Raw genomic sequence first — 22,151 nt, forward strand, 5'->3', positions numbered from 1 at the left:
TTAGTAGAAATTCCACGGCGGTCCGATGACATCTGTGCGCATCCTGCCGTCCCACTGAACCGATTTACTCTTGACCATGGAACCAGCTGGCATTATAGCCGCGCGCCATGATCAACGCCGCGACCATTCTGTTCGCCCGTCGCCGCCGCCGCAGCTTAGCGGTTTGGGCGGTCGATCGCGTTTGAGATCATCGTCTTTGCCGCTGGACCCGATCCGCGGCATCCTCTCTCCTGTCAGCGCGATCTGATCCGGCGGCCCCCCGAGGAGGCCCAGCAGGAGACCACGATGTACACGCCACCCTTTTTCAAGCAGGACCGCGCCACGAGCCTGAAATTTGCCGAGGAGCGCGGCTTCGGTACGATGTGCGCCTTCGATGGCAAGCGGCCGATCGCCTCGCCGCTGCCGTTCTATTTGACCTATGCCGCGGACGGCACCCCGCAGGCTGCCTTTCATCTCGCCCGTCACAATCCGCTGCTAAAGCTGGCGGGCGGCGAGGCGTCGTGGCTGCTCGCGGTCAACGGCCCGGATGCCTATGTATCGCCGGACTGGTACGTCTCGCCGGATCAGGTTCCGACCTGGCTCTACCAGTCGGTGCATCTGAGCGGGCCGGTTCGGCTGTTGTCGGATGACGAGCTGGCGGTGCAGCTCGAGACGCTTAGCGCCAAGTTCGAGAGCTGGCTGTTGCCGAAAAAGCCGTGGACGTCGGCCAAGATGACGGCGGGTCGGCTGGAGACGATGAAGAAAGGGATCGTTGGGCTGGTCATGACCGTTGAGGAGGTCGAAGGCAGCTTCAAGCTGAACCAGCACAAGTCGGATGCCGATTATGCAGCGATCGCGAATGCGCTTGACGGCGGCGATGCCGATGCCAAGCGGATCTCACAATTGATGCGGCAGGCAAGGCCGCAGATTTTCGCAGACGACACGAACATGCTCGAAGGGAGCGCATCATGAGCCTCGCTGACACCACCAAAGCTCCGGCCACCAGCGCGGCCAAGAAGCCGGCCACCGTCTTCGTCGACGGCGGCTCCGGCACCACCGGGCTCGGCATCAACGAGCGGCTGAAGCTCCAAAGCGACGTCGCGGTGAAGACCATTGCCGACGACAAGCGCAAGGATCCCGCGGCCAAGAAGGCGCTGATGGAGGAGGTGGATCTTGTCATCCTCTGCCTTCCCGACGATGCCGCCAAGGAAACCGTTGCCCTGGTCGACGGCATGGGGGCTCACGCGCCGAAGGTGCTGGATGCCTCGACCGCCTACCGGGTCGCGCCGGACTGGGCTTACGGCTTTGCGGAGCTGACGCCTGACCAGGCCGGCAAGATCAAGGCCGCGAAGAAGGTTTCCAATCCCGGCTGCTATCCGACCGGCGCGATCGCGCTGCTGCGGCCGATCGTCGATGCCGGCCTGCTGCCGCCTGATTATCCCGTCACCGTCAACGCGGTGAGCGGCTATTCCGGCGGTGGCAAGTCGATGATCGCAAGCTTCGAGGATGGTAGCGCGCCGTCCTTCGAGCTCTACGGCCTCGGCTTCGAGCACAAGCATCTGCCGGAGATGCAGCTCTATTCGAACCTGACACGGCGGCCGATCTTCATTCCCTCGGTCGGCAATTATCGCCAGGGCATGCTGGTCTCGGTGCCGCTCCAGCTCGACACGTTGCCGGGCAAGCCAGGCGGCGCCGACCTGCAGGCCGCGATGGCAAAGCGTTACGCCGGCTCGAAATACGTCAAGGTGATGCCGCTGCAGAACGAGGCGAGCAAGGGCGGCCGGCTCGAGCCGGAGGCGCTCAACGAGACCAACATGCTCGAGCTCTACGTCTTCGCCAGCGACAAATATCACCAGGCGCTATTGGTCGCCCGGCTCGACAATCTCGGCAAGGGGGCATCCGGCGCAGCCGTGCAGAACATGCGGCTGATGCTCGGCCTGCCGGAGGAGTGAGGCAGGCACTGCTCGTGCCCCGGACGCAGCGCAGCACTTCTTCAGTGATGCGCTGCAGAGCCGGGGCCCATCTATGCTTCGCTTGTTGCGTTCTGGGTCCCGGCTCTACGGCACGTCACCAATGTGCCGCGCCTTGTCCGGGACACGAGACTAAACCACCCTGAAGATCGCCAGCACCAGCACGGCCTGGGCGAAGAAGCCGACGGTGAAGGCGAGGGTGCGGAACACCGGAATTCCGAGCGCATAGACGATGATGTGCGCGACGCGCGACCAGAAATAGACCGCGCAGGCAAGCACCGTCCATTTCGTGGAATAGTCGATCGCGTTCAGGATCAGCACCAGCGGGGCGAAGATGACGAGGTTCTCGACCGCGTTGTCATGGGCGAACATCAGCCGGTTTGCCCACTCCGCCTGCGGCTTGTCGCCGCGCGCGGGGTTGGCCATGGCACCGCTCAAACCGCGAACCTGGCAGCGGTTGATGATGTAGGGAACCCACAGAACTCCCGTCAGGATCACCGTCAGTGTCAGCCAGAACAATTCGCGTGTCATAGTGCCGGTCCCCTGTGTCGTCGCTGGATTGAGGAGAGAGCATGATCCGGAAAAGTGAGTAGCGATTTTCCGAAAAGATCATGCTCAAACAATTATCCTATACGAAAGCGCGCCGGATTCCGCTACGCGCGAACTCTGACATAGCTGCCGGGCGCGTCCTCGATCGGCGGGAATGCGTCGCTGCCGACCGCGCGCGCCGGGACTTCCTCGGGATCGAGCTCGCCGAGCCACTCCCGCCAGTCCGGCCACCACGAGCCCTTGTGCTCCACGGCGCCCTTCATCCACTGCGCGACGCTGACGTTCTTGATGTTGTCGTTGGTCCAATACTGGTACTTGTTCGCGGCAGGCGGATTGACCACGCCCGCGATGTGGCCCGAGCCGGACAGCACGTATTTCACCGGGCCGCCGAAGAATTGCGAGCCGTAGAGCACCGATTCCGCGGGCGCGATGTGATCCTCGCGGGTGGCGAGATTGTAGACCGGCACCTTCACCTTGGAGAGATCGAGCAGGGTGTTGTCGAGCGCCATCGTGCCGGTGGAGAGCCGGTTCTCCAGGTAGCAATTGCGCAGGTAATAGGAATGGTTGGCCTGGGTCATCCGTGTCGCATCGGAGTTCCAATGCAATAGGTCGAATGCGCTCGGCTGCTGGCCCTTCAGATAGTTGCTGACCACGTAGGACCAGATCAGGTCGTTGGACCGCAGCATGTTGAAGGCCATGGCCATCTTCGAGCCTTCGAGCACGCCGACCGTTTTCATGTCCTGCTCGAGTGCCGCGATCTGCTCCTCGTCGACGAACACGAGCAGATCACCGGCATGGGTGAAGTCGACCTGGGCCGCGAAGAACGTCGCGGACGACACGCGCTGGCGGCGCTTCTCGGCGAGCCAGGCCAGCGTGGTCGCGAGCATCGTGCCGCCGACGCAATAGCCGGCGGTATGCACCTTCATCTCGCCGGTGATCTTCTCGATCACGTCCATCGCCGTGAGCGGGCCTTCCTTCATGTAGTCTTCCCAGCCCTTGTTGCCGAGCCGCTTGTCGGGATTGACCCATGAGATCACGAAGACGGTGATGCCCTGGTCGACGCACCACTTGATGTAGGATTTCTCCGGCTTGAGATCGAGGATGTAGAACTTGTTGATCCAGGGCGGCACGATTAGGAGCGGCGTGCGCAGCACCTTCTCCGTCGTCGGCGAATACTGGATCAGCTGCATCATCTCGTTCTGGTAGATCACCTTGCCCGGCGTCGTCGCCATGTTGACGCCGACGACGAGATTGTCCGGGTTGGACTGGCGGATCTTCAGCATGCCCTTGCCGGCGGCGATGTCCTCGGCCAGCATCTTCAGGCCGCGCGCGAGGTTCTCGCCGCTGGACGCCACCGTCTCGCGCAGCACTTCGGGGTTGGTCAGCACGAAGTTCGACGGCGAGAGCGCGTTGGTGACCTGCTGGACGTAGAACTCGGCCTTGCGGCGCGTGTGCGGATCGAGCCCTTCGGCGTCGCGCACCAGCTCCTGCGCCCATTTGGTCGTGAGCAGATAGAGCTGCATGACGAAGTCGAAGAACTGGTTCGACTTCCATTCCGGATCGGCAAAGCGCTTGTCGCGCGGCGAGGGGGCGATCGCCGGCTCGGCGTCCTGGCCGGCCATGCGACGCACCGCCGAGCCCCACAGGTCGAGATAGTCCTTGGCGAGCTTGGTCTGGAGATCGGACGAGCGGGACGTGTCCGACAGCCAATATTCGGCGACCGACGTGAACGTCTTGACGACCTCGGCAAGCTCGGCCGGCGGACGGTCCTGCACCTCGCCGCTCTCGCGCGGCTTGAGGTAGGCGGCGAGCGCCTTGCCGCCGCTCTCCATCGCCCGCGCGACGTTCATCGCAAAGGCTTCGGCGTCGAACTTCGTCTCGGGTTTCGGCGTATCGGTCGTGGCCATACTCATGAGCAGAACAGTAACGATTCATTCCGTATTCGTCACCGCGAAGCTCGCAGGTTTGACGTTAAACACTCTCGAAGATGTGTTGCACTGCGACAAATCTTCTTGGTTCCGTCACAATCGGGCCGCACGGCTCGGTTTGTTGGGCATCGGCTGTTTTCTCGCTCGCACCATTTGGGCAGCAATGGTTTGAGCTTGCGCACGGTCTTGGGTAAGCTTGCCCGGGGCCGTGCTTTGGGACGAGTAGGGGATTTCCCAAGTGTTGGCGTTATGGGACCTGCAAAAGACGCTGCCGATCTCCGGCGCGGTGCTGATGGCCGCGCTCGCCCTGGGCGGGTGTTCGAGTCAACTCGCGGATCTGGCGCCCGCGGATGCGCCGCCGCGCGCCAGGGAGCCCGGGACCTATCTGCCGGTGCATGATCTGCCGCCGGATCGCGATCAGGCGATTATCCCGCTGGAGCAGCGCGCCAAGATCGAGGCCGAGCTCGCCGCCGCGCGCGATCGCCAGGCCGCCGCCGCCAAGGACGCCAAATAGGCCCGTGGCCGGGAGACCGGCAAGGTAATCGCTGGCGCCTCCGCTTTGCCGTGCTAAAAGACCTCGGTTCAGCCTGGAGTCAGGGCTAACGACTTCAATCTTCGTTGCCGACGATTGCTCTAAGTATCTGATTTTGAGTAATTTTCGCAATGGAGCCTGAGTGCTTTCGTGCCGGCCCTCGCGGCCTGTCGATTCTGTCCTGACCGGTTGCCCGGAGCCCAGAGAGCCATGGAAGAATTTTACCGCATTCGCCGCCTTCCGCCTTACGTGTTCGAGCAGGTCAACCGGGCCAAGGCGGCTGCGCGCAATGCCGGCGCCGACATCATCGACCTCGGCATGGGCAATCCGGACCTGCCGGCGCCAGCGCATGTGCTGGAGAAGCTGAAGGAGACGCTCGGCAAGCCGCGCACCGACCGCTACTCGGCCTCCCGCGGCATCCCCGGGCTGCGCCGGGCCCAGGCCGCCTATTACGCCCGCCGCTTCGGCGTGAAGCTGAACCCCGACACCCAGGTCGTGGCGACGCTGGGTTCGAAGGAGGGTTTCGCCAATGTGGCGCAGGCGATCACCGCGCCGGGCGACGTCATCCTCTGTCCGAACCCGAGCTACCCGATTCACGCCTTCGGTTTCTTGATGGCGGGCGGCGTCATCCGCTCGGTGCCGTCGGAGCCGACGCCGCAATTCTTCGAGACGGCTGAGCGGGCGATCGTGCATTCGATCCCCAAGCCGCTCGCGCTCGTCGTCTGCTATCCCTCGAACCCGACCGCCTATGTCGCGAGCCTCGACTTCTACAAGGACCTCGTCGCCTTCGCGAAGAAGCACGAGATCCTGATCCTGTCCGATCTGGCCTATGCCGAGGTCTATTTCGACGAGAGCAACCCGCCGCCCTCGGTGCTGCAGGTGCCGGGCGCGATGGACTGCACCGTCGAGTTCACCTCGATGTCGAAGACCTATTCGATGGCCGGCTGGCGCATGGGCTTTGCGGTTGGCAATGAGCGCGTGATCGCCGCGCTCGCCCGCGTCAAATCCTACCTCGATTACGGCGCCTTCACGCCGGTGCAGGTCGCGGCGACCGCGGCGCTGAACGGTCCGGACGATTGCATCAAGGAGATGCGCGACACCTACCGCAAGCGCCGCGACGCGCTGGTTGAATCGTTCGGCCGCGCGGGGTGGGAGATCCCGCCGCCGGAGGCCTCGATGTTCGCCTGGGTGCCGCTGCCGGAAGCCTTCCGCAGCGTCGGCAGCATGCAGTTCGCGACCCTGTTGGTGGAGAAATCCGGCGTTGCGGTCTCGCCCGGCGTCGGCTTCGGCGAGCATGGTGAAGGATATGTCCGCATCGCCATGGTGGAAAACGAGCAACGGATCAGGCAGGCCGCGCGCGGCGTCCGCCGCTTCCTTGAAAGCGGCATCGAAACGTTGCACAACGTGGTTCCTCTCGCCAATCGGCGGTAATTCTCTTCTGCAGGTTTTCTGAAGTATCATGGTCGCACCGCTGAAAGTGGGCATAGCGGGGCTCGGCACCGTGGGTGCCGAGGTTATCCGTTTGATCGAAACACAGGCGCGCGTGCTCGCAGGGCGCAGCGGCCGGGGCATCCGCGTGGTTGCGGTCACCGCGCGTTCGAAGGCGAAGAAGCGCGGCATCGACCTGCGCGGCTTCGATTGGGCGAAGGACCCGATCGCGCTCGCCACGCATCCGGAGGTCGATTGCTTCGTCGAGCTGATGGGCGGCGCCGGCGATCCCGCGCTGTCGGCGGTGGACGCCGCGCTCGGCGCCGGCAAGTCGGTCGTCACAGCCAACAAGGCGCTGCTCGCCAAGCACGGCCTCAAGCTGGCCAAGGCGGCTGAAAAGCACGGCGGTGCGCTGAATTTCGAGGCAGCGGTCGGCGCCGCGATCCCCGTCATCAAGACGTTACGTGAAGGCCTTGCCGGAACCGGCATCAACCGCGTCTACGGCATCCTCAACGGCACCTGCAATTACATCCTGACCCGGATGGAGCAGGAGGGCCTGTCCTTCGCCGAATGCCTCAAGGATGCGCAGCGGCTCGGCTATGCCGAGGCCAATCCGTCCTTCGACGTCGATGGCCACGATACCGCGCAAAAGCTCGCCATTCTCGCCAGCCTCGCTTTCGGCACGAAAGTTGCTCAAAGTGCGGTGTATGTCGAAGGCATCTCCTCCATCGCGCCGGAAGATCTTCGCGCCGCCGACGATCTCGGTTATCGGCTCAAACTGCTCGGTGTTGCCGTGCGCACCGCCAAGGGCATCGAGCAGCGCGTGCATCCGACCATGGTGCCGAAATCCTCCTCGATCGCGCAGGTGATGGGTGTCACCAATGCGGTCACGATCGATGGCGAAGGCATTCCGCCGATCACGCTGGTCGGCCCCGGCGCGGGCGGTGCTGCGACCGCATCCGCCGTCGTCGCCGACATCGCCGACGTCGCGCGCGGCATCCGCGCCAATCCGTTCGGCCGGCCGATCGGGCAGCTGCGCGACACCAAGAAGGCGCCGATGGAGCGCCACGAGGGCGGCTATTACATTCGCCTGCTCGCGCGCGATTTCCCCGGCACTGCGGCCGCGATCGCGACGCGGCTTGCCGAGCAGAAGATCTCGATCGAGTCGATCGTGCAGCGTCATCCCAATGGCGGCGCTGCGCCCACTGACGGCAAGGCGGTCCCCGTGCCCGTCATCCTGATCACCTATGCCACACACGAGGATGCCGTGCGCCGTGCGCTCGCCGCCGTGCAGAAGGACAAGGTGATCAGCGGACGGCCGCAGGTGATCCGGATCGAGAAGAACTAGAGCATGACCTCGGACCCGGAGGGCCGCGCAGCGCAAAGTGTTGAGCGTTTTTCCGGAAAGGTCATGCTCAAGCCATAAGGCGGTCGTTCGGTCGAACGAACCGTGGGCGTTGTGAGTTAGCGCGGGCAGGAATCCCGCCCAGAAACGTTTCGAAGGAGTAAGCCGATGTCGACCCATATTGAAGTCCCCCCGCACGCCTTGCTCGAGCGAATTCTCACGCTGGAGATCGTGCGGGTGACGGAGCGGGCGGCGGTGTCGTCGGCGCGGTTGCGCGGCCACGGCAACGAGAAGGCGGCCGACCAGGCCGCCGTCGACGCCATGCGGCGCGAGCTCAACAAGCTGCCGATCCAGGGCACCATCGTGATCGGCGAGGGCGAGCGCGACGAGGCGCCGATGCTCTATATCGGCGAGCAGGTCGGCCTCAAGGCCGGTCCCGAGGTCGATATCGCGGTCGACCCGCTCGAAGGCACCACGCTGTGCGCCAAGAACATGCCGGGCTCGATCGCCACCATGGCGATGGCCGACGGCGGCACGCTGCTGCACGCCCCCGACGTCTACATGCAGAAGCTCGCGATCGGCCCCGGCTACGACAGGGGTGTCGTCGATCTCGATGCCTCGCCGGCCGACAATGTCCGCCGCCTCGCCAAGGCCAAGGGCGTGAAGCCTGAGGGCATCACCGTTCTCGTGCTCGACCGTCCGCGCCATGCCGACATCATATCGAGCGTGCGCTCGACCGGCGCTGCCGTGCGCCTGATCACCGACGGCGACGTCGCCGGCGTCATCCATTGCGCCGACCCCGACAACACCGGCGTCGACATGTATCTCGGCACCGGCGGTGCACCGGAAGGCGTGCTCGCCGCCGTGGCGCTGCGCTGCATCGGCGGCCAGATGCAGTGCCGCCTCATCCTCGATTCCGACGAGAAGCGCGAGCGCGCTGCCAAGATGGGCGTCAACGATCCCAAGATGATCTACGGCATCGAGGACATGGCGCGCGGCGACTGCCTGTTCGCCGCCACCGGCGTCACCACGGGCTCGCTGCTCTCGGGCGTCAAGTTCCGCAAGGACGGCGTGATCGAGACCGAGACGGTGGTGATGCGCTCGGTCACCGGCACCGTGCGCTACATCAAGGCCGAGCACCGCGAGCTGGCCAAGTTCCATCTGGATTGATCCAGGCACGCCAACTGCCGTCATTCCGGGGCTCGCGAAGCGAGAGCCCGGAATCCATCGGGCGGCAGACTCCGACGCGAAATGGATTCCGGGCTCGATGCTGCGCATCGCCCCGGAATGACAATAAGAACAATCGGAGGAAGCGCCCATGTCCGATCTCTCCGCCGTCAAAGCCCTGGTGTTCGACGTGTTCGGCACGGTCGTCGACTGGCGCACCAGCCTGATCACCGACTTCATGTGGTGGAGCAAGCAGCGCGGCATCAGCGCGGATTGGACCGCGCTCGTCGACGGCTGGCGTGGCATGTACATGGCCTCGATGGACGACGTGCGCCAACATCCAGAGCGCGGCTACGTCATGCTCGATGACCTGCACCGCCGCTCGCTGGAGCAGCTCGTCGCGAAATTCGCGATCAAGGGCCTCACCGAGGCCGATCTCGATTACCTCACCAAAGGCTGGCACCGCCTGCATCCCTGGCCCGACAGCGTCGCCGGCTTGAGGCGTCTGAAATCAAAATTCGTGATCTCGCCGCTCTCGAACGGGAACGTCGCGCTGCTCACCAACATGGCGAAGTTCGCCGGCCTGCCGTGGGACCTCATCATGTCGGCTGAGCTGTTCGAGCACTACAAGCCCGATCCCGAGACCTATCTCGGCGCAGCAAAGCTGCTCTGCCTCAGGCCGGAAGAGGTGATGATGGTCGCGGCCCACAATGGCGATCTCGCCGCCGCGCAGAAGAACGGGTTGAAGACCGCCTTCGTGGCGCGGCCGACCGAATACGGCCCGCTTCAGAAGGTCGATTTCGAAGCAACCGGCCAATGGGACATCGTCGCGAGGGATTTTGGCGGCATCGCGGACAAGCTCGGCTGCTAGGATGGGCAAGGGGATTCCCGAGCCGTATCAGCATCTGCGAACCTTCGCGTTCGGTGACAATCCTGCGCTGGCTGACGAATTGGTCGAGCTCGTCGTCATGGGCATCAAGACCGCGACGTGCAGCACCGAAGATGAGCCGAACACGTCTACGCCAGGTGAGCGCTGGGTCGTGCTCGACGGGCGAGCAGAGCCGCGCTGCGTCATCGAAACCATCGAGGTGACATATCGGCGCTTCAATGAAGTCGACGCAGCCTTTGCACATGATGAGGGAGAAGGCGACCGGAGCCTGGGTCATTGGCGCCGTGCCCATCAATCCTATTTCGGCAGGCTCGGGCGCTATAGCGACGACATGATGCTGATGTGCGAGCGTTTTCGCCTGGTCGAGGTCTTCGGCGATGCCGGGAACGATCGATAGCTACGAAGCGGCGATCGGCAGTTCGGGATTGCTCGATGAGCTGCGGGAGTTCGATCCACGCGTGGTCGGGACGCTGCCCTTGGGGCTCTCGACGCCATTGAGCGACATCGATGTCGTCTGCCACGTTCCGGACGCGGCGGCTTTCGCCGAAGTGGTTTGGCGACGGTACCGCGCCTGTGACGGGTTTGCGCTCTACCAATGGTGCTCCAGCCAACGGCCGGTGGTGGCCCGCTTCGAATGGGGCGGCTGGCCGTTCGAGCTGTTCGGGGACCCGAGGCCGGTCGATCAGCAGGAAGGCTGGCTGCACTTCGAGATCGAGCGCAGATTGCTCGCGCTCGGCGACGGGCGTCTGCGCAAAGCCGTGGCCGACCATAGGGCGCGCGGGATGAAGACCGAGCCCGCGTTTGCCGCCGCGCTCGGCATTGCCGGGGACCCGTATTCCGAATTGCTTGCATTGGGCCGTGAGACCGACGCTCAGCTGCGGGCCCGCCTGGAGTGCCTGTAAGGTTCGCCGCGAGGGACCGCACAGGTCCCCGCGCCGCCCGGATCTGAACTGACGGCTACAACGTCATCTTCATCGGCTCCGGATAGTAGCGGAAACCATCTCCGGCCTTGGCGACATGACCATAGCCTGGCCAGGCGAAGTGATAGGACATCACCGGGATCTTGTTCGCGGCCAGCATCGTCAGCAGCTTGACGCGCGATTCGGCCGCCTGCTTCGGGTCGGAATCGTAGGAGAACTCCATCCGTGGCTTCTCCAGCAGCAGCACCGAATGGTGCGAGAGATCGCCGAGGAAGGCGAACGACTTGCCTGCCGACGAGACCATGAAGATGGTGTGGCCGACGGTGTGGCCGGGCGCAGCGATCGCCTGCACGCCAGGCAGGAATTCCTCGCCGTCCTTGAAGAACTTGATCCGGTCTCGGACCGGCAGCAGGTTCTTGCGGGCGTGGACGACGAAGTCCTTGGCCGCGCTGCCGAGCTTGCCTTCGTCGGTCCAGAAGTCGAAATCGCTCTGGGCGATGTAGACTTGCGCGTTAGGGAACAGCGGCTTGCCGCCCTCGTCGACGATGCCGCCGATATGATCGATATGGGCATGCGAGCACACCACGGCGTCGATGTCGCCGGGTTTGATGCCGGCCTCGGTCATGCTCTTTTGCTGGCGGCCGGTGCTGGCACCGAACATTTTCGATGAGCCCATGCCGGTGTCGAACAGGATGAGCTTGTCTCCGGTGTTGACGATCGGGGAATTCTGTTCGAGCACGACATTGTCCGGCGACAGGAAATTGTCGGCCAGCATCTTCTTGACCTCTTCCTTGGAAACGCCGGTGAAGGTCCCGGAGGGATCGCCGAGCGGAAGTGGTCCGTCGGATACGACGGTCACCTCGGCATCGCCGAGAATGAAGCGGTGCCAGTAGGGCGTCTGGGTGCCGAGCTTGGGCGCCCGCGCCATCGCGCTGCTGCCGAGCATGGCGCTGGCGCCGAGGCCGGCGCCGAGTGCGAGTAGGGACCGACGCGAGACGTCGAATGTCATCCTTTTTCTCCGCTTTCGTTTTTCACAACGCGTTGTGCGCGTTGTGTTCGGCGCGCGCCGATAGGCGGATGCTGCTCCGGTTCAGATGAGCTAGCAAGTGGAATTGGTTTTGACGATGAGAGCCGCCTGCCGAAGCGAAAGCCATTCCGGCTGCCCGCCAATAATTGTGTCACCTTTGTGTCTGGTGTGTCTGGTGATCGTGTGCCCGCGGCATCACCAGCTGTATCGGACCACGCCCTTGCCTGCGTAGGAGCGCGTGACGTTCGAGAACTCACCCTCGAACGTCCCGGCAGCCGACCAGCCGGTGAGCCATTTCTTCTCGACCGATCCCGTCACCAGCGCGGAGTCCGAGGCCATCGCCGCACCGTTTACGACAAAGCTCGCGCCGGGAAGAGCTTGGAACGTAGCTCCGATGACGCGGTCCGGATTGAAGTCGTGCGCCCAGGCGAGCCGCCCGCGCAAGGTGACGATCCCGTCAGCCTGGGCGAAGGATTTGTCCGTGCGCAGGCCGAGCTCGGTGCGGGTGTTAGTGACGCTCTTGGCACCATAGGCCAGCGCGAACAGGTTGCCGCCGACGATGGCCTGTTCGGCGTAAGCCGGCAGGTCGAACGTCGTGAACTGCGCTGCGGCGTAAGGCGTAAGGCCGACGCCCTGCGTGACGAAGCGGTAGCCGCCCTCGAGGCGGCCGGAATAGGCGTTGGCGTTGAACTCGGCGCGCAGGCGATCGACGCCGGCAACCGTCACGGTGCGATCTGTGGTGATGTCCTGCCATCCATAGGCCAGCGCACCGGTGATGTAGGCAGGGCCGACGATGTGCCGGAGGAAGGCGCCGGCCTGGAACAGGTCGGACCGGCCGCCGCCGAGCGCGTTCGCCACGGTAAAGTTGGTGCCGCCGCCGGCGAGCGCGAAGCCAACCAGCGTATCCGGCGAGATGCGATAATCCGCACCGACGGCGGTGCCATAGAGGTTGCTTGTGGTGGTGTTCGATCCGACGATGGCGTTGCCGTCGGTCTGCTGCGCGCCGCCGAAGCCTGCCGCCCAGACGCTCCACCGCTGCTCGAACGACGGTGCAACCGGTGCCTTGGTGTAGATCGCAGCCAGTGCGTCGTTCGGCTTGCGCTTGCGCGCGTACGCCAAGGCGGTCTCATCCGCATAGGCATTCGGCGTGCCGCCCGCACTGACGGGATCGCCGCGGCCCGCAATGAACGGATCGGTCATCACGCCCATGAACTGGTTCATCGCGTTGAAGGTCGTCTGCTGCGGCGCGCTGCCGACCTCGCCGGAGAGCTGGGTCAGGCCGGCGGGCGTCAGGCTACCGAACACCAGCGGGATCGTGCCATTGGTGTTGAAATAGTTGATGATCGCGTTGCCGACGTTCTGCTGATTGACGTTGAGGTTGCCCGATGGAGGCACGAAGTTCAGCGCAAGGTTCAGATAGGCGTGGGTTGCGTCGTAGCTCAGCGTGGTATTGAAGCCCGAAGGCAGGCCGACATTCAGGACCGTCGGATCGAATGTGCCGCTGACGCTGCCTGCGTTGAGAATGGTGTACTGCTTGGCGACATAGCTTCCGGCCGCGAAGCTCGCAGCTACCGTGGCACCGCCGAGGGTCGCATTGCCGGTCACATTGGCAAAAGTCGACGTCGTGGGGTCCACGTAGACAAGATACAGCGCCCCGGACTGCATCGCGAGGCTTGCCACGGTCATGGACGTGCCTGGCGCGGCTACAATGCCCGGCGACAAAAGCCCACCCGCGTTGATCTGGGTGGCGCCAACGGTGCCGCTGCCGACCAGTTGGCCGCTTGCGTTCACCGTGGTGAGGACCGAGGATGCAATCGAGCCAATCACGGCGAGGACGCCGCTATTGACGGTTGTTGACCCGGTGTAGGTGTTCGCAGCCGTCAGCAATGTCACGCTCGTTGCGCTGTTGCCATTCTGCTGGAAGGCGCCGGTGCCGCTGATCACGCCTGTGAAGGTGAGAACGTTCGAGCGATTGACGGCGAAAGTGCCGTTGTTGACGACGTTGCCGACAATCGAACCGGTCGTGCCGCCATTGCCGAGCTGCAACGTGTGGCCGGAATTGATGCTGGTCCCACCGGTGTAGGTGTTGGCGCCGGTCAACGTCACAGTGCCGGATGGGCCGAAGCTCAGGCTCAGGCGCCCGGCGCCCTGGATGACACCACCGAAATCGCCGTTCATGATGGATATGGTGGTCGCGGCACTGGATCCGGTGTTTACCGTTCCTGCGCCGAGCAGGTTGCGCAGGGCGCTGGTATGGTCGTTGTAATCGAGGACCGCGCCTGCGGCCACCGTCGTTGAGCCGGCGTTGCCTGTAAGAAACGATAGGATGCTGTCGGTTGCCTGCAACGTGCCGCCGTTGACCGCGAGCGTCGTACCGGTGCTGACGGATGTGCCGACCGCGAACTGCACTTGAACGGTTCCCGTATCCGTTGCGGATCCGAACTGCACATGAGCGTCGTTCATGCTCATGCCGCCCGCGGCCAACAGAGTCGTGCCGGCGCCCGCCGCCAGGGTCGAGGTCGTGGCGGTCGTGAAGGTGATATCGTTCGCTAGCGTCCCGGTGACGGTCGTGCGTAATGTGCCGCCGCTCATGGTGATGGCACCGCCCCCGAACGCGTCGATCGCGCCCGCCGTTGCGTGACCGCCGGTCAGTGTCCCGCCAGTGACCGCGGTGCCGCCCGCATAGGTGTTGGTGCTGTTCAGCGTGACTCTGCCGGGACCGGCGACCGTCAAGCTGCCGGGACCTGTGATCTGGCCGGTGCTGTCGACCAGGAACTCCGCACTCGCGGAGGCCGTCGTGATGACGGTGTTAGAATTGAGCTGAAGAACGCCGCCGGCCGTAATATCGCCGGTCAGGAACGGATTGCTTGATTGCACATTGATCGCGGCCGAGCCCGCGCTGGTCTGCATGATCAGGGTGCCGTTGACGAAACCGAAATTGCTGTTCGTGGCCGAAGAGTTCAGATTCAACGTGCCAATCGTGAACGTCCCGGCCTGCAGATTGACTTGTGGACCTTGATTCGGGACCGTCGCATTGAATGTCGCAACAGCGTCGACTGCGTTGGGAACGATGGCCGGCGTCCAGCTTCCGCCTACGGCCCAAAATCCGGGGCCGCCATTCCAGGTCTGGGCGGCCGCCTGGCCGGAGATCGCCGTGAGCAGAATTGCCGCCACGGCGGGTAGCGCCGCCGTCAATGCGGTACTCGTCAACAGCGCCTTGATTAAACTCGTTCTCCGCCTCGTACGCGAGCCGCCAACCTCAATTGCCAATTCCACAGGGCGCCCCGATGCAATGCGTGGCCAAATGTTCCGAGCGAGACATACGTAGCTGTTTCGCCGCCGGCGGACCACCGGCGCCACTTCTCGTCGCCGACCTCACTGACGATTTCGGGGCGGTGTGATTGCGGGGCAACAGAAGGTTGCTTGTTTTCCGGGCAGCGCGACCACCCGCCGGTGTCTCGCCACTCACGCAATACGCAACGTGGGCTCACTGCCTTCCGTCTCGGCGAAGCCCGCCTGCAGCACCTCTTCGCGCTTGTGACGGAGATGTGCTCGCAGAATATGCGAGAGGCCAACGCCGTCGCGGCGCTGAAGCGCGTTCAGGATCGCCTCGTGCTCCTTCACGGCGAGCGCCCAGCGCTGCGCCGTCATCGGCGTGACATAGCGCGCGCGCCGGATGCGCGCGGTCACCGAGGCGTAAAGCCCGGCGAGCACGGGATTTCCTGCCGCAGTCACGATGGCTTCGTGAATGGCGCGATTGCCACGGTAGTACTGGATCAGGTCGCGCTCACGATAATGCTGCACCATGTCCGCATGTGCGGCGGCGATCGCGTCGATCTCGGCGTCGCTGATGCGCTCGCAGGCGAGTTCGCCCGCGAGAGCCTCCAAGCCCTGGCAGACCTCGAACAGGTCGCGCATGTCCTTGTCGGTCAGCTTTGCTGCCCGCGAGCCGCGATGCGGCAGCAGCTGCACGAGCCCTTCCGCCGCCAGCACCTTGAGCGCCTCGCGCAGCGGCGTCCGCGAGATTTCGAGCCGCTCGCACAGCTCGCGCTCGGGAATCCGCGCGCCCGGCGGGATCTCGCCGTCGAGCAGGATGGCGCGGATGCGGTTGACGACCTCGTCGTGAAGCATGGCTCTGAGCTCAGTTTTGAATGCAAAATCGAGCTTATATGCAGAAACTGTCAAGTTCCAGCTTGAAAATTCCAAGTTTTGCATTCAAAAATGTAAAAAACAGAAAGGTGTGAGGAAATGGACCTGCAAGTGGAGGCTGGAGACCTCGTGTTCGAGCGCGACGGCGGCATCGGGCGGATCACCTTCAACCGCCCGCAGGCCCGCAATGCCTTCACTTTTGCCATGTACGAGCGGCTTGCCGCGATCTGCGAGGAGGTCAACCGCGACCATGACATCAAGGTGCTGGTGCTGCGCGGAGCCGGCGACAAGGCCTTCGCGTCCGGCACCGACATCAACCAGTTTCGCGAGTTCAAGTCGCCGCAGGACGCCATCGATTACGAGAACCGCATCGACCGCGTGCTGACCACGCTCGAGCAGTGCCGGGTGCCGACGATCGCGGCGATCAACGGCTTCTGTACCGGCGGCGGGGCGGGCATTGCCGCGGCCTGCGACCTCCGCATCGGCACGAAAGCTGCGAAGATCGGATTCCCCATCGCCAGGACGCTCGGCAATTGCCTTTCGATGTCCAATGTCAGCCGTCTCACCGCGCTGATCGGCGCCGCGCGCGTCAAGGATCTCATCTTCACCGCGCGCCTCGTCGACGCCGCGGAGGCCGCAAGCGTCGGGCTGCTCGGCGAGGTCGTCGACGATCTTGCCGCCCTTGAACGACGCGCAGACGAGGTCGCCCGGCTCGTCGCGAGCCATGCGCCGTTGACGCTGAATGCGATCAAGCAGGCGGTGGCGCGTCTGCAACGCCGGCTGACGCAGGACGAGGGCGAAGACCTCATCCTGATGTGCTACACGAGCCAGGATTTTCGCGAAGGGCTCGATGCTTTCCTCAACAAGCGCGCGCCGCAATGGCGCGGCCAATAGGACGAGCCGATGCAAAGCGATCCGTCGCAATCCACCTCCCGCCGCTCGGGCCCGCTGGCCGGCCTCAAGGTCATTGACCTCACCCACGTCATGGCGGGACCGACCTGCACCCTGATGCTCGCCGACATGGGCGCCGACGTCATCAAGATCGAGAAATGGCCGAACGGCGACGACACCCGTCATTCGGTGCCGCCGAAGATCGGCGACGAGGCGGCCTCGTTCCTGATGATGAATCGCAACAAGCGCGGCATCGTGCTGGATCTGAAGACCGACGGTGGCAAAGAGGTGCTGCGCCGGCTGATCGCGAATGCCGACGTGCTGGTCGAGAACTTTGCGCCGGGCGCCATGGAACGCCTCGGCTTCGGCTACGAGGCGCTGCACGCGGAATTCCCGGCGCTGATCTATTGCTCGCTGTCGGGCTTCGGCCGCACCGGCCCGTACAAGCATCGCAGGGGATTCGATCTCGTCGCGCAAGCCATGAGCGGCATCATGAGCTTTACCGGCGAGCGGCCCGACGGTCCGCCCGTCAAATGTGGACCGCCGCTGTCCGACATCACCGCCGGCCTGCTCGCGAGCATGGGTATCCTGGCGGCCTACACGCATCGCCTCAAGACCGGTGAAGGGCAGTGGGTCGAGACCTCGCTGTATGAAGCTGCGCTGGTGCAAACCTATTGGCAGTCGACCATCGCGCTCGCCGCGGGCACTGCGCCGCGCGCGATGGGCTCGGCGCATCCACTCAACGCGCCGTATCAGGCGTTCGAAGCCTCGGACGGCTGGCTCGTGGTCGGCGGCGCCAACAAGAAGCATTGGCTGTTGATGCTGGAAGCGCTCGGCGCGAGCGAGCTCGCCGACGATCCGCGCTTCGTCACCGGTGCCGATCGCATGGCCAACCTGAAAGAGCTCGAAGCCGTCCTGAGCGAGCGCTTCCGCACGAAGTCGCGGGCGCATTGGCTGGCGGCGCTGGACGAGAAGGGCGTGCCGTGCGGCCCCGTGCACGACATGCTGGAGGCGCTCGGCGATCCGCAGACGCTGGCGCGCGAGATGGTCGTCGAGGTCGAGCACTCCACGCTCGGTCCCGTCAAGACGATCGGGCTTCCCATCAAGTTTTCGGAGACCCCGGGGAAAGTGCGATCAGGCGCACCGGTCTATGGTGAGCACACGCGAGAGGTTCTGGCCGAGCACGGGTTCGACCAGTCACGAATCGAAGCGCTCGAAAAAGAAGGCGCGATCGTCTCGGCCCAGGAAATACGTGAGGAACACGTCGCCTGACCGGACGCCGATACGACAACAACAAAAGACAAAAAATCAGCTGGAGGAAATCATGGGTCGGACGTCAACATTTCTGCTCTCGGCAGCCGCAGTCCTGCTCGCCGGCACCATGCCGGCGCTCGCCGCCTGGCAGCCGCAAAAGCCGATCGAGTTCATCGCCACCGCCGGTCCCGGCGGCGGCACCGACAATCTCGCGCGCGCGGTGCAGAACATCATCACTAAGCACAAGCTGATCGAGCAGCCGATCGTCGTCGTCAACAAGGGCGGCGGTAGCGGCGCCGAAGGCTATGTCTACGGAAAGGCCTCCGCGGGCGATCCCTACAAGGTCATCTTCGGCACGTCGAACGCCTGGCAGCAACCGCTCGTCTCCAAGGTCGCCTTCAACTACACCGATCTCACGCCGATCGCGGCGATGGCGCAGGACGAATTCCTGCTCTGGGTCAAGCAGGACGCGCCTTACAAGACCGCAGGCGATTATCTGAAGGCGGCCGCAGCGGGCGAATTCAAGATGGGCGGCGCGCAGTCGAAGGACACCGACGAGGTGCTGACGCGCATGATCGAGAAGACCGGCAAGGTCAAGCTGACCTACATCCCCTTCAAGAGCGGCGCCGAGACCGCCGTGCAGCTCGCCGGCGGGCATCTCGACTCCCACGTCAACAACCCGAGCGAAAGCCTCGGGCAATGGCGCGGGGGCACGCAGCGACCGCTCTGCGTGTTCAGCCCGAAGCGGCTGCCGCAGGGGCCGAAGGTCACTGCGACGGATGGCTGGGGCGACGTTCCAACTTGCGTCGAGCAGGGCCTCGACATCAAGCAATATGAGCAGCCGCGCACGGTGTGGCTGCCCGGCAAGGTCACGCCGGAACAGGCCGCGTTCTATGTCGACCTCATGAAGAAGGTGCAGGCGACGCCGGAGTGGAAGGACTACATCGAGAAGACCTCCCAGGTCGACACGTTCCTCACCGGTGCCGAGCTCGAAAAATTCATCAAGGAGGACCTCGAGCGCGTCAAGCAGGTCGCGGGCGAGCAGGGCTGGCTGGTGAAGTAAGGCATTACGCCATGATCTCACGCCGCACGCTTGAACTTGCGACAGCCGTGCTCACCGGCAGCTTCGGCGTGGCCGTCGTCGTCTCCAGCCTCGACAATGGCATCGGCTGGTCGAGCGCAGGCGTGGACGCCGGCACGTTCCCGTTCCTGACCGGGATCATCATCGTGGTCGGGAGCCTCACCAATCTGGTACGAGGCGTGCTGCCGGCCGCGACGCTCGCAAACGTTCCCATCGCGATCACGTCCATCGAGCTGCGTCGGCTCGCCGGCCTGTTCGTGCCGGCTGCCATCTTCGTCGCCGCGATCCCGCTCGCCGGGATGTACGTCGCCTCGGCTCTCTACGTCTTCACCGTGCTGGCGATCCCCCAGCACCAATCGGTGCCGCGCGCGCTCGCCATGGCAGGTGCCACGGCGCTCGCGCTCTACCTCGTGTTCGAGCGCATGTTCCAGGTCAGCCTGCCGCACGGCGCGCTCGCTTCCGCGCTCGGGTTCTGAGGGAGCGGCGGGATGGACAATCTCCAGGAGCTCCTGCACGGCTTCACCATCGCGGTCACGGTGCCGCATCTGGTCCTGATGGTGGTCGGCGTGCTGCTCGGCATTCTCGTCGGCGTGCTGCCGGGGCTGGGCGCGCCGAACGGCGTGTCGCTGCTCCTGCCGCTCACCTTCGGCATGCAGCCGGTCTCGGCCATCATCCTGCTCTCCAGCATGTATTGGGGCGCGCTGTTCGGGGGATCGGTGACCTCCATCCTGTTCAATATCCCGGGGGAGCCGTCGTCGGTGGCGACCACCTTCGACGGCTATCCGATGGCGCGCGACGGCAGGCCGACCACCGCGCTCGCGACCGCCTTCGGTTCGGCGGCGTTCGGCGCGCTGGTCGGCGTCATCCTGATCACCTTCCTCGCCTCCTGGGTGGCGCAGGCTGCGCTCGCGTTCGGGCCGGCCGAGTATTTTGCCGTCTATTTTCTCGCCTTTGCCAGCTTCGTCGGCATGGGCGGTGCGGCGCCGATCAAGACCGTCGTGGCGCTGGCGCTCGGCTTCGCCATCGCCGCCATCGGCATCGACACGGTCTCCGGAAGCGTCCGCCTCACCATGGGCGTGGACGAACTCGTCAAGGGCGTCAGCTTCGTCGTGGCGGTCATGGGCCTGTTCGGCATTGGCGAACTGCTGGTCGCCGTCGAGGAGGAGTTTCACGCCCGCGCGGTCTCTTCCAAGATCGATTGGCGCGAGGTGTTTCGCGCCGTCGGCCGCCTGCCGCGGCACGGCGTTGCGCTGCTGCGCAGTGCCGCGATCGGATGCTGGATGGGCATCACGCCGGGCGGCCCGACCGCGGCCTCCTTCATGAGCTACGGTATCGCGCGGCGCTTTTCACGGCGCGGCCGACATTTCGGCACGGGCGAGGTCGAAGGCATCGTCTCGCCGGAGACGGCCGATCATGCCGCCGGGACCAGCGCGCTGCTGCCGATGCTCTCGCTTGGCATTCCCGGCTCGGCGACCGCGGCCGTGATGATGGGCGGGTTGATGATCTGGGGCCTCAATCCCGGGCCCATGCTGTTCGTGGACCAAAAGGATTTTGTCTGGGGCCTGATCGCCTCGATGTATGTCGGCAACATTGTCGCCGTCGCCCTGGTGCTGCTGACGGTCCCGGTGTTCGCCGCCCTGATGCGGATTCCCTTCGTGGTGATCGCGCCGCTGATCGTGATCATCTGCGTCGTCGGCGCTTATTCGGTGTCGAACTCCTATCTCGACGTCGTCATGATGCTCGGCTTCGGGGTCGTCGGCTATCTCTTCAAGAAGCTGTTCTATCCGCTGGCGCCGCTCGTGCTCGCGATCGTCATCGGCGACAAGGCCGAGGACGCCTTCCGGCAGTCGATGCTGATCTCCAAGGGATCTCTCGGCATTTTCTTTGCGAACAAGCTGGTGACGTGCCTGATCGTGGGCGGCATCGCGCTGCTGCTGCTTCCGCTTCTGTTGCAGCTGCCGCGGCTGTGGCGCAAACCTGCGTCGCCCGCGACCGATGCGCCAGTCCAGGAAAGGGCGATCATATGACCGCAAAGCCGCTGATTGCGCTGGCCATGGGAGATCCCGCCGGCATCAGCCCGGAGCTGACGGCCAAGCTCGTGGCGCAGGACGACATCCGCGCGGGCTGCCGGCTCGTCGTTATCGGCGACCGCCGCATTTTCGACGAGGGCGCGCGCATTGCGGGCGTCAAGCCGGAGCTGAAGATGCTAGAGCAGGGCGCCGATCTTCGCGCAGCGCAGGAAGATGCGCTGTTCGTCGATCTCCGCCACCTTGCTCCCAGGGAGGTCGAGCCCAAGACTGCGACCCTTGCCGGCGGAAAATTCGCGCTGGCCAATTACAGGCATGCGCTCGAGCTCGGCCGCGACGGCCATGTCGACGCGGTCTGCTTCACGCCCTTCAACAAGCAGGCGATGCGCCTTGCCCGCGCCGAGTACGAGGACGAGATCGCGTTCTCGGCCGAGGTCGTCGGTCTCAAGACGCCGGCAAGCGAATTCAACGTGCTCGACCGGCTCTGGAACGCACGGGTCACCTCGCACATCCCGCTCAAGGACGTCGCTGCGAATCTATCCGGCGAACGCATCCATCGCGCGCTCAAGCTGACCGATTTCTGCATGCGGAACGCCGGCTTTGCGCGGCCGCGCATCGCGGTCGCAGGCCTCAATCCCCATGCCGGGGACGGTGGCAATTTCGGCCGCGAGGAGATCGACGTGATCGCGCCGATGGTCGCAGCAAGCCAGCGCGAGGGCATTGCCGCGGAGGGACCGTTTCCGGCCGACACCGTGTTCCTGCGCGCCAAGGCGGGCGCCTTCGATGCCGTGCTGACGATGTATCACGACCAGGGCCAGATCGCGATGAAGCTAATGGGTTTCGATCGCGGCGTGACCTTGCTCGGCGGCTTCCCGTTCCCGATCTGCACGCCCGCGCATGGCACCGCCTACGACATCGCGGGGCAGGGCATCGCCTCGATCGGCGCCAGCCGTGCCGCGCTGCTGCTCGCCGCGGAGATGGCGCGGCGCACCGGCTGATCGCATGCTGATCTAGC

Annotated in this window: 20 protein-coding genes; 15 read left to right on the plus strand and 5 right to left on the minus strand. The window is 64.6% G+C overall.

Translation table 11 applies throughout. The features are described 5' to 3' along the window. The first annotated feature begins 285 nt into the window (after positions 1 to 285). Both ACVWYQ_RS03515 and argC read left to right on the plus strand, forming a co-directional pair. Positions 286 to 951 carry an FMN-binding negative transcriptional regulator gene (locus tag ACVWYQ_RS03515; protein WP_275509733.1) on the plus strand — a complete coding sequence of 222 codons (666 nt, stop codon included), beginning with the start codon at positions 286 to 288 and terminating at the stop codon, positions 949 to 951. Then, positions 948 to 1,931 carry an N-acetyl-gamma-glutamyl-phosphate reductase gene (gene argC, locus ACVWYQ_RS03520; RefSeq protein WP_036022938.1) on the plus strand — a complete coding sequence of 328 codons (984 nt, stop codon included), beginning with the start codon at positions 948 to 950 and terminating at the stop codon, positions 1,929 to 1,931. The genes ACVWYQ_RS03515 and argC overlap by 4 nt, the downstream gene beginning before the upstream one ends. Before the next feature lie 150 nt (positions 1,932 to 2,081). Here the strand turns inward: argC and ACVWYQ_RS03525 are convergent, their stop codons facing one another. Both ACVWYQ_RS03525 and ACVWYQ_RS03530 read right to left on the minus strand, forming a co-directional pair. After that, a complete protein-coding gene (locus tag ACVWYQ_RS03525) occupies positions 2,082 to 2,480 on the minus strand; it encodes an MAPEG family protein (protein ID WP_271546649.1) in 399 nt (132 codons plus the stop codon). A gap of 122 nt (positions 2,481 to 2,602) precedes the next feature. Next, complete coding sequence (locus ACVWYQ_RS03530; RefSeq protein ID WP_404541297.1) at positions 2,603 to 4,411, minus strand: PHA/PHB synthase family protein; 1,809 nt, start codon at positions 4,409 to 4,411, stop codon at positions 2,603 to 2,605. A gap of 253 nt (positions 4,412 to 4,664) precedes the next feature. Here ACVWYQ_RS03530 and ACVWYQ_RS03535 point away from each other — a divergent pair, with 253 nt between their 5' ends. The 7 genes from ACVWYQ_RS03535 to ACVWYQ_RS03565 all read left to right on the plus strand — a co-directional run bounded on the left by ACVWYQ_RS03535 (position 4,665) and on the right by ACVWYQ_RS03565 (position 10,689). Next, on the plus strand, positions 4,665 to 4,940 hold the full coding sequence (locus ACVWYQ_RS03535; RefSeq protein WP_404541295.1) for a hypothetical protein: 276 nt from the start codon (positions 4,665 to 4,667) through the stop codon (positions 4,938 to 4,940). A 228-nt stretch (positions 4,941 to 5,168) separates the two neighbouring features. Further along, the gene (locus ACVWYQ_RS03540; RefSeq protein ID WP_271546642.1) at positions 5,169 to 6,389 is read left to right on the plus strand and encodes an LL-diaminopimelate aminotransferase; all 1,221 of its coding nucleotides are present in this window, start codon (positions 5,169 to 5,171) and stop codon (positions 6,387 to 6,389) included. 28 nt (positions 6,390 to 6,417) lie between these two features. Continuing rightward, the gene (locus ACVWYQ_RS03545) at positions 6,418 to 7,734 is read left to right on the plus strand and encodes a homoserine dehydrogenase (RefSeq protein ID WP_157285872.1); all 1,317 of its coding nucleotides are present in this window, start codon (positions 6,418 to 6,420) and stop codon (positions 7,732 to 7,734) included. A 165-nt stretch (positions 7,735 to 7,899) separates the two neighbouring features. Continuing rightward, positions 7,900 to 8,901, plus strand: a complete 1,002-nt coding sequence (gene glpX / locus ACVWYQ_RS03550; RefSeq protein ID WP_157285871.1) for a class II fructose-bisphosphatase — start codon at positions 7,900 to 7,902, stop codon at positions 8,899 to 8,901. Positions 8,902 to 9,049: 148 nt separating this feature from the next. Next, on the plus strand, positions 9,050 to 9,769 hold the full coding sequence (locus tag ACVWYQ_RS03555; RefSeq protein ID WP_404541292.1) for a haloacid dehalogenase type II: 720 nt from the start codon (positions 9,050 to 9,052) through the stop codon (positions 9,767 to 9,769). Position 9,770: 1 nt separating this feature from the next. Further along, complete coding sequence (locus ACVWYQ_RS03560; protein ID WP_275517256.1) at positions 9,771 to 10,184, plus strand: ASCH domain-containing protein; 414 nt, start codon at positions 9,771 to 9,773, stop codon at positions 10,182 to 10,184. Further along, positions 10,165 to 10,689 (plus strand): DUF4269 domain-containing protein, encoded by a 525-nt coding sequence (locus tag ACVWYQ_RS03565; RefSeq protein ID WP_404541289.1) that lies wholly within the window; start codon positions 10,165 to 10,167, stop codon positions 10,687 to 10,689. The genes ACVWYQ_RS03560 and ACVWYQ_RS03565 overlap by 20 nt, the downstream gene beginning before the upstream one ends. Positions 10,690 to 10,744: 55 nt before the next feature. On the opposite strand, the gene ACVWYQ_RS03570 is transcribed toward ACVWYQ_RS03565, so the two are convergent. The 3 genes from ACVWYQ_RS03570 to ACVWYQ_RS03580 all read right to left on the minus strand — a co-directional run bounded on the left by ACVWYQ_RS03570 (position 10,745) and on the right by ACVWYQ_RS03580 (position 15,865). Beyond that, positions 10,745 to 11,716 (minus strand): MBL fold metallo-hydrolase, encoded by a 972-nt coding sequence (locus tag ACVWYQ_RS03570; RefSeq protein WP_404651880.1) that lies wholly within the window; start codon positions 11,714 to 11,716, stop codon positions 10,745 to 10,747. Positions 11,717 to 11,929: 213 nt separating this feature from the next. Next, positions 11,930 to 14,944 carry an autotransporter outer membrane beta-barrel domain-containing protein gene (locus tag ACVWYQ_RS03575; RefSeq protein WP_456725428.1) on the minus strand — a complete coding sequence of 1,005 codons (3,015 nt, stop codon included), beginning with the start codon at positions 14,942 to 14,944 and terminating at the stop codon, positions 11,930 to 11,932. Between the two features lie 255 nt (positions 14,945 to 15,199). Continuing rightward, entirely contained in the window at positions 15,200 to 15,865 is a 666-nt protein-coding gene (locus ACVWYQ_RS03580; protein ID WP_271546629.1) for a GntR family transcriptional regulator, read from the minus strand. Positions 15,866 to 15,982: 117 nt separating this feature from the next. Here ACVWYQ_RS03580 and ACVWYQ_RS03585 point away from each other — a divergent pair, with 117 nt between their 5' ends. From ACVWYQ_RS03585 to ACVWYQ_RS03610, 6 genes are read left to right on the plus strand one after another with little or no spacing between them, the layout of a single operon-like run. Beyond that, a complete protein-coding gene (locus ACVWYQ_RS03585; RefSeq protein ID WP_271546627.1) occupies positions 15,983 to 16,777 on the plus strand; it encodes an enoyl-CoA hydratase/isomerase family protein in 795 nt (264 codons plus the stop codon). A gap of 9 nt (positions 16,778 to 16,786) precedes the next feature. After that, entirely contained in the window at positions 16,787 to 18,046 is a 1,260-nt protein-coding gene (locus ACVWYQ_RS03590; RefSeq protein ID WP_271546625.1) for a CaiB/BaiF CoA transferase family protein, read from the plus strand. Between the two features lie 52 nt (positions 18,047 to 18,098). Further along, positions 18,099 to 19,091, plus strand: a complete 993-nt coding sequence (locus tag ACVWYQ_RS03595; protein WP_271546623.1) for a Bug family tripartite tricarboxylate transporter substrate binding protein — start codon at positions 18,099 to 18,101, stop codon at positions 19,089 to 19,091. A gap of 11 nt (positions 19,092 to 19,102) precedes the next feature. Then, complete coding sequence (locus ACVWYQ_RS03600) at positions 19,103 to 19,585, plus strand: tripartite tricarboxylate transporter TctB family protein (protein WP_157285863.1); 483 nt, start codon at positions 19,103 to 19,105, stop codon at positions 19,583 to 19,585. A 12-nt stretch (positions 19,586 to 19,597) separates the two neighbouring features. Continuing rightward, positions 19,598 to 21,136: a tripartite tricarboxylate transporter permease gene (locus tag ACVWYQ_RS03605; RefSeq protein ID WP_057029102.1), complete on the plus strand. Its 1,539-nt coding sequence runs from the start codon at positions 19,598 to 19,600 to the stop codon at positions 21,134 to 21,136. Next, entirely contained in the window at positions 21,133 to 22,134 is a 1,002-nt protein-coding gene (locus ACVWYQ_RS03610; protein WP_271546621.1) for a 4-hydroxythreonine-4-phosphate dehydrogenase PdxA, read from the plus strand. Before ACVWYQ_RS03605 ends, ACVWYQ_RS03610 begins: the two co-directional genes overlap by 4 nt. Positions 22,135 to 22,151: the final 17 nt, after the last annotated feature.

The organism is Bradyrhizobium sp. USDA 3397 (genome assembly GCF_054060965.1).